Source organism: Stenotrophomonas sp. STEN033 (genome assembly GCF_056856655.1).
In genome coordinates this window covers 21,876-28,954 of the sequence record NZ_JBXFWM010000060.1, presented here as the reverse complement: position 1 = coordinate 28,954, position 7,079 = coordinate 21,876, and the positions used below count along the sequence as shown (strand labels likewise).

The window sequence follows — 7,079 nt, the reverse complement described above, 5'->3', positions numbered from 1 at the left end:
GCGCAGGGGAGGGCTGGGGAGGGGTGCCTTGGTTTTTGATCGTTGCTTCGGCTTCGGCTTCGGCGAATCCCCAATCCCCAATTCCGCCCAAAAGAAAAGACCCGATCTTTCGATCGGGTCTTTGGTGTCTGGCAGCCCCGGAAGGATTCGAACCTCCGAATGTCTGAGTCAGAGTCAGATGCCTTACCGCTTGGCGACGGGGCTATGGTGCGTATCGATTATCGCACACTTGGCCTGCTGGTTGGCCTGGGTGGGATGGTCTTGTATAGAAAAAGGCCTGATCTTTCGATCAGGCCTTTTGTGTTTGGCAGCCCCGGAAGGATTCGAACCTCCGAATGTCTGAGTCAGAGTCAGATGCCTTACCGCTTGGCGACGGGGCTGTAGTGCAGGTAAAACCTGCGTCCCTTGGTGGCTATGGGTGGACTCGAACCACCGACCCCAGCATTATGAGTGCTGTGCTCTAACCGGCTGAGCTACATAGCCTTGGGAGCCGGTAATTCTGGTGGTGCCGCGGCATTATGTCAACAGGTTTTTTTGCGCTTGTGGCCTGCGCAAGGCCATGGCAGAGTCCCCGGCAGTAGAAATTTTAGGAGTCCGCATCGTGATCGATCCGGACGGCTATCGACCGAATGTCGGCATTGTGCTGATGCGGGAAGACGGGCAGGTGTTCTGGGCACGACGTGTGCGCCGGGACGGCTGGCAGTTTCCGCAGGGTGGCATGAATACCGACGAGACCCCGGTCGAGGCCATGTATCGCGAATTGCAGGAAGAAACCGGCCTGCTGCCTGAGCACGTCGAAGTCCTGGGGGCGACCCCTGGTTGGCTTCGCTATCGGCTGCCTACCCGCGCCATACGCCACACCGAGAAGCAGGTCTGCATCGGCCAGAAGCAGGTCTGGTTCCTGTTGCGTCTGACCGGCGACGAGGCACATGTACGCTTGGATGAGACCGATACGCCGGAATTCGACCACTGGCGTTGGGTCGATTTCTGGTATCCGGTGGAGCATGTCGTTGTCTTCAAGCGTGGCGTCTATGCGCGCGCGCTGCGGCACCTGGCGCCATTGGCGCGGGGCATCGCGGGGCAGGGCGTGCAGGCGATGCCGGCGTCGGCACAGGAGGCCTGGATGCCGGGCAGCAATGCCGGGCATGAACGGCCCCGCAAACGGCCGCGGCGCCAGGGAGCTTGGCGTGGCAAGAAGATTAATAATGATTAACGCCAGAAATTGACAACCATTCGCATTTCCGATTGAATGCTGACACGGCCGATACGTGCCGGGTTCAGGGGCGTCAAGCCGTGTACGTTTGCATCTGCACTGGAGTTACCGATCACCAGATCCGTGAAGCCGCGCTTGCCGGCTGCGAAACGGTGTCCGAACTGACCATGCGTACCGGTTGTGGCTCCAACTGTGGTTCCTGCCTGGACATGGCCGCCGGCCTGCTGGAGCAGGCCCGCGCTACCCGCGAGCTGCCCCTGCCGCTGCTACGGGCTGCCTGAGCAGGCCCAGTCACCGCCATCGTCCTGGCGGTGGCTAATGATCACGATTCGCGTTCCTTCATCATCTGCCGGCAACCGGTAAAGTGCGCTCGTTCCTCTAGTCGGAGTCAGCGCCATGAAAGGCGACGCCAAGGTCATCGAATTTCTCAACAAGGTCCTCTACAACGAGTTGACCGCCATCAACCAGTACTTCCTGCACGCCAAGATGCTGAAGAACTGGGGCTTGAACGAGCTGGCCGAGCACGAATACAAGGAATCGATCGATGAGATGAAGCACGCCGACGTGCTTTCCGATCGCATCCTGTTCCTCGAAGGGCTGCCCAACTTCCAGGCGTTGGGCAAGCTGCGCATCGGTGAGAATCCCACCGAAATCCTCAAGTGCGATCTGGCGCTGGAAAACGAGGCGGCGGCGGTGCTGCGCGATGCGGTTGCCTATGCCGAATCGATCAGCGATTACGTCAGCCGCGAGCTGTTCGTGAAGATCCTCGATTCCGAGGAAGAGCATATCGATTGGCTGGAAACCCAGCTTGATCTGATCGCGCGCATCGGCGAGCCCAACTACCTGCTGACCAAGCTGGAAGACTGATCCGGCGACCGCCGGATCAGTGTGATGCCGGCGCCTGCCCGCGCTGACCGGCCTGGTAGTCGGTCAGCGCCTGGCGCGCGCGTCCAAACTCGGCCACGATCAGGGCCACCATCACCGTCGGCCGTTCCAGCGTCCCGGCGCGCGCGCCATGCTCCAGCCGGCGCGCCGCTTCGGACAGGGCCAGTACGCCGACGTTGGCGCTTGAGGACTTCAGGCTGTGCGCGAGCTGCGCAAGTCGTTGCAGGTCGGTCATCACCGCTGCTTCCTGCAGATGCCGCACCAGTTGCGGGGTTTCTTCCAGGAACACATCGATGATGGCGTTGATTTCCTCGCCGGCGATCTCGAACAGTTCGTCCAGCACGCTGCGCTCCAGCACCGAGGCGGTGATGCCGTCGGTATGGGCGGTGGAGGCGGCGGCCAGTGCGTTGGCGGAGAGGTCGGCGATGGGCATGCTGATAACCGGTTCGTTGGTTGCGATGGAAGCGGGCTTGAAGGCCTGCAGGCAGGTCAGGAGTTGCGCGCGCGAGATCGGCTTGGACAGGTATTCGTCCATGCCGCTGTCGAGGCAGCGTTGGCGGTCGCCGGCCATGGCGTTGGCGGTGATGGCGATGATCGGCAAACGGGTTGTGGCCGCGCTGCTGGCTTCGTGCTCGCGCCAGCGGCCGGTAGCGGCAAAGCCATCCAGTACCGGCATCTGGCAATCCATCAATACCGCGTCGTAGCGTTTGGCGTGCATCTTGTCGAGGGCGATGGCGCCGTTTTCAGCGGTGTCCACGTCGCAGCCCACTATCTTGAGCAGCTTCTGCGCGACCATCAGGTTGACCGAGTTGTCTTCGACCAGCAGTACCTGCATGCCCTTCAGCTCGGCGGTAGCCGGTGCCGGGCTGCTGGCCGCGGCTGCCTTGGCCGCGGTGGTTGGCATCGATGGGTTCGGTGTTGCGGCCAAGGATGCGGCGGCGGTCCTGCCGATCGGTACGCCGGTTGCGGCGGACATCGGGGCGGGCGCGGCCGGGCTGGCAATGTCGCTGTCCTTCCACAGCAACAACGCCGGGTTTGGGCTCGGCGCCAGCTGCAGCGGTTCGGCCAGGGCGTTGCGCAGCTGGGTATCGGGCAGTTGCCGTGGCAGCAGGGTGGCGCCATCGCGCAGCGCATCGGCTATTGGCGCATCGCCGTACAGCCACAGCAGGCGCGGGCGGTTGTCATCCATCCGCTCCAGTGCGCGTTGCAGTGCCGGCGCGCTGTTGCGCAGTGGTTCCAGATCGCCGATCACCGCATGGAAGCTGCCCGAGACGGTGGGCTTGCGCAGCCGTTCCAGTGCTTCCTGCAGGTTGTTGGCGACCACCGGCTGATAGCCCCAGTTCGGCAGCACCAGCTGCAGCCGCTGGCGCAGGCGTGGCTCCGGGGTGACCAGCAGTACCTGGCGGGCGTTGCGCAGGTGCTCGGGCCTGTGCAGGTCACCGATGACCTTCAGCAGTGGAATCTCGAACCAGAACGTGGCGCCGCGCAACGGCTCGGATTGCACGCCGATACTGCCCTGCATCAGGTCGATGATGCGTTTGCAGATGGCCAGGCCCAGGCCGGTGCCGCCATACAGGCGGGTGGTGGAGGCGTCGGCCTGGGTGAAGGCGTTGAACAGGCGTTGTGCCTGGCTGGCATCCAAGCCGATGCCGGTGTCACGCACCTCAAAACGCAGGCGATGCTGCGCGGCGGTTTCACCCAGACGCTTGACGTGGATGCTGATCTCGCCGCGCTCGGTGAACTTGATCGCGTTGACCAGCAGGTTGCCCAGCACCTGGCGCAACCGCACCGGATCGCCGCGCACCGACAGGCGCACGGCAGGGTCGATATGCAGGGACAGGCGCAGGCCCTTGTGCTCGGCGGCGCGTTGCATCAAGCGCAACATCCCGTCCAGGGTCTCGCGCAGGTTGAAGGTGGTGATTTCCAGCTCCAGCCGGTTGGCTTCGAGCTTGGAGTAATCGAGGATGTCATCGACGATGCGGAACAGCTGCCGGGAACTCTCGGTCGCCGTATCCAGCATGTTGCGCTGTTCCAGATTGAGCGGCCCCTGTGCGACCAGCTCCAGCATCGGCAGGATGCCGTTCAACGGGGTGCGGATCTCATGGCTCATCGTGGCCAGGAATTCGCCCTTGGCCAGGGTGGCGGCTTCGGCGGCCTGCTTGGCTTCCAGCAGTGCCTGCTGCAGGGTGTTGTGGTCCTGCGCGGCGGCCTGCAGGCGCTTGTTCTCCAGCCGTGCCTCCTCAAGACGCAACTGCTGTGCATGCGCGTGCTGCATCTGCCGCCCGGCGCTGAGGGCGGCCACCAGCGCGGCAACCGCGGCGACACCGGCACAGGCGGCGACCGCGACGCCGGGCACGGCCGCGATGAAACCGGCCGCACAGGCCGCAGCGGCGCAGGCTGTCGCCAGCAGCGCCCAACCGCGCGTGGCGCCGGATGCAGCGGCGTTCACAGCACCGCGTTCTGGAAGTCGAAGTTGAGTTCGCTGCCGGCGCGCTGCACCACGTTGCCCTGGATGAAGTCGATGCCGCCCATCCACATGGCCGCAGCGGCCTGCGGGTCCTCGATCTGCTGGCCGATGATCTGCAGGTTGGCGCGATGGGCAAGATCGATCGCACCGCGCAGTTCGTCACGCAGTTTCTGGTTGGCGTGCGCGTCGGCGTAGCGGGCGGCCATGCGGACGAAGCTCAGCGGCAATTGGGTGAGCAATGCATTGGCTTCGGCGCTGGGTTCGAACTGGCTCAGGCAGAACTGCACGCCCGCCGGCATCAGCTGCGCGCAGAACTGCTGCAAGGTCACTGCATGCACCAGTGCATCGGACAGGCGCACGTCGATGACCAGGCCGTTGCCGGCAACCTGGCGCTCCTGCAAGGCATTGAGCAGCCATTCCGCATAGGCGCTGCGGGCCAGGCTGCGCATCGACTGCGAGAGGAACAGGCGCATCGGCGGTTGCGCGAACTGGTACAGGTGCAGCAGCCCCAGGGCATGTTCGACGACTTGCTGGTCGAGGTCGGCGATGCGTCCGGCGGCTTCGGCAGCAGGAATCACCTGGCCGGCGGAGAGCAGGGTGCCGTTGCTCTGGCGCAGGCGCAGCAGTACCTGGTACTGGGCGGTATCGCCGCCGGCGACGGCGACGATGGGCTGGTAGGCCAGCTCAAGCTGGCCCTCGAGCAGGGCCAGATGTTCGTTGTTGACGGCGACATCGCTGCTTTCATAGGCGGCGACGCCGGCGCTGCTCAGGCGCGCCTGCAACGCAGTACGTTCCACGGCTTCCAATGCGGCATCGGCGTCGTTCAGGTCCTGCGAGAGGTTGGCATGGCCAACCACGCAGCGCAGGAACACCGACTCATCCTCGCGTGGCGCAAACGGCTGTGCGGACAGACCGTCGCGTACCTGCTGGGCCAGTGCGGGCACGGCTTCTTCTTCGATGCCGCGGGTCAGCAGCAGGAAGCTGTTGTCATTGAGGCGCGCCAGCAGATGCGGGCGCAGGTTCTCGGCCAGGCGCTGCCCGGCCTGCACCATCAGGCGCTCGTAGCTGGCGTAGCCATAGCGCTCGCGCAGGCCCAGCGCGCTGGCGATCTCGATGAACATCAGGCCGGCCGGTTGCTTCTCGGCGATGGCGGTCTGCAACTGCTGCATCACGTTGTGACGGGTGGGCAGGCCGGTCTCGGGATTGTTCATCAGCGGGCCGGCATCGGTCTTGCCCAGCGCCTGCATGCGATTGCGGCGGATACGGTTGGCAACCGCGGCGACCAGGTGGCGCGGCCGGATCGGCTTGACCAGCACGTCATCGGCACCGCAGTCGAGCACTTCGAACTGGCGGTCGGGGTCGGCTTCACCGGTCAGGAACACGATCGGCAGCAACTGCTGGTGCGGCTGCTGGCGGATCATCGCGGTCAGGCGCATGCCGTCGAGTCCTGGCATGTGCAGATCCATCAGGATCAGGTCGGGACGGTGTTCGCTGATGGCCTGCTGCACGCCTTCCACTTCCATCTGCACGAAGGCCTGCATGCCGGCGCCATGCAGCACGCTCTGCGCGAACAAGGCCTGCGAGCGGTTGTCTTCGACAATCAGCACCCGGTAGGGGGTGTCGTCGCCGACATCGCTGGCCATGGCCGCCACGCCGGCGTCGGGGCCGCTCTTGAGCTGCGCCTGTACCGCCTCGGCGGGCGGCGCGTTGCGCACGCTCCAGCGTTGCCAGTAATCGGCAGGTGGGGTTTCCGCGCGTAGCGGGCGGGCAGATGCGGTGAGGGTGTCGGTGCTGGCCATCGGTGAATTATGGTTCAGGGGGCGGGCGGCAGCGAGCGATCGCCGGGCGTTGACGTTGCCGATATTGGCGCGTCGGTACTGCTACCGGCAGTACCGAACAGGCGCTTGAGGCCGCGCCACAGCATGCGCCACACCAGCCATACCGTCAGCGCGCCGATGACGCTGGCGCTGAGTACGAAGACAAGTGCCAACCACGGGTGGGCCAAGGCCAGGGCCAGGGCGCCGATCACCACGCTGTCTTCGGCAAACGAGGCCACCCAGTTGCTGGCGGGCTCGGGGGAGGTATTGAGCAGGGCACGGGTGCCGGCCTTCAGGCCGTGGCTGGTCAGCGCAATGCCGGCGCCCGCGGCCAACACCCCGGTGCTCAGTTCGCCATTGGGAGAAAGCGTGGCGGCGGCAAGGAAGGCGCCGGCCGGAACCCGCGCCAGCGTCTGCAGCAGGTCCCAGATCGAATCCACGCCCGGAATCTTGTCGGCAAAGAACTCGGCCACCGCCAGCGCCCCGGACGTGCCCAGCACCCACCAGGACTCGGTGGCCTGCAATGCGGGCGGCAGGTCCACCCAGCCCATCAGCCCGGCCATGCCAACGCCGAACACGGTCAGATAGACACGGATGCCGGCCAGCCAGGCCAGCAAGATGCCGATGACGAATACATGGGCTTCGGTCATGGGGAAGGTCCGGCCGGGTACTGTGAGCAGGATCGCAACTATCGAGC

6 protein-coding genes and 3 tRNA genes are annotated in these 7,079 nt (G+C 65.0%); 3 read left to right on the top strand and 6 right to left on the bottom strand.

Annotated features, from left to right (window positions below; genetic code table 11):
* Positions 1-129 precede the first annotated feature (129 nt).
* The 3 genes from AC1VXC_RS16750 to AC1VXC_RS16740 form a co-directional block, all read right to left on the bottom strand.
* Positions 130-204, bottom strand: a tRNA-Gln gene (locus AC1VXC_RS16750).
* 101 nt (positions 205-305) lie between these two features.
* Positions 306-380, bottom strand: a tRNA-Gln gene (locus AC1VXC_RS16745).
* A 26-nt stretch (positions 381-406) separates the two neighbouring features.
* Positions 407-483: transfer RNA gene (locus AC1VXC_RS16740), tRNA-Met, on the bottom strand.
* A gap of 118 nt (positions 484-601) precedes the next feature.
* Between AC1VXC_RS16740 and AC1VXC_RS16735 the strand changes: the two genes are divergently transcribed.
* The 3 genes from AC1VXC_RS16735 to bfr all read left to right on the top strand — a co-directional run bounded on the left by AC1VXC_RS16735 (position 602) and on the right by bfr (position 2,080).
* Positions 602-1,213 (top strand): RNA pyrophosphohydrolase, encoded by a 612-nt coding sequence (locus AC1VXC_RS16735; RefSeq protein ID WP_313170865.1) that lies wholly within the window; start codon positions 602-604, stop codon positions 1,211-1,213.
* Between the two features lie 80 nt (positions 1,214-1,293).
* The gene (locus tag AC1VXC_RS16730; RefSeq protein ID WP_313170863.1) at positions 1,294-1,494 is read left to right on the top strand and encodes a (2Fe-2S)-binding protein; all 201 of its coding nucleotides are present in this window, start codon (positions 1,294-1,296) and stop codon (positions 1,492-1,494) included.
* A gap of 115 nt (positions 1,495-1,609) precedes the next feature.
* Positions 1,610-2,080, top strand: coding sequence for a bacterioferritin (bfr, locus tag AC1VXC_RS16725; protein ID WP_313170861.1), 471 nt, complete (start codon positions 1,610-1,612; stop codon positions 2,078-2,080).
* A 16-nt stretch (positions 2,081-2,096) separates the two neighbouring features.
* Here the strand turns inward: bfr and AC1VXC_RS16720 are convergent, their stop codons facing one another.
* The 3 genes from AC1VXC_RS16720 to AC1VXC_RS16710 are packed head-to-tail and all read right to left on the bottom strand — an operon-like array spanning position 2,097 to position 7,032.
* Positions 2,097-4,508 carry an ATP-binding protein gene (locus AC1VXC_RS16720; protein WP_481539392.1) on the bottom strand — a complete coding sequence of 804 codons (2,412 nt, stop codon included), beginning with the start codon at positions 4,506-4,508 and terminating at the stop codon, positions 2,097-2,099.
* Between the two features lie 35 nt (positions 4,509-4,543).
* Positions 4,544-6,382: an EAL domain-containing protein gene (locus AC1VXC_RS16715; protein WP_481539391.1), complete on the bottom strand. Its 1,839-nt coding sequence runs from the start codon at positions 6,380-6,382 to the stop codon at positions 4,544-4,546.
* Positions 6,379-7,032: a DUF4126 domain-containing protein gene (locus tag AC1VXC_RS16710; RefSeq protein ID WP_313170858.1), complete on the bottom strand. Its 654-nt coding sequence runs from the start codon at positions 7,030-7,032 to the stop codon at positions 6,379-6,381. The genes AC1VXC_RS16715 and AC1VXC_RS16710 overlap by 4 nt, the downstream gene beginning before the upstream one ends.
* Between the last annotated feature and the right edge of the window lie 47 nt (positions 7,033-7,079).

Coding starts and splice junctions, on each gene's coding strand:
- bfr (WP_313170861.1), top strand. CDS start 1,610: ATGAAAGGCGACGCCAAGGTCATCGAATTTCTCAACAAGGTCCTCTAC.
- AC1VXC_RS16710 (WP_313170858.1), bottom strand. CDS start 7,032: ATGACCGAAGCCCATGTATTCGTCATCGGCATCTTGCTGGCCTGGCTG.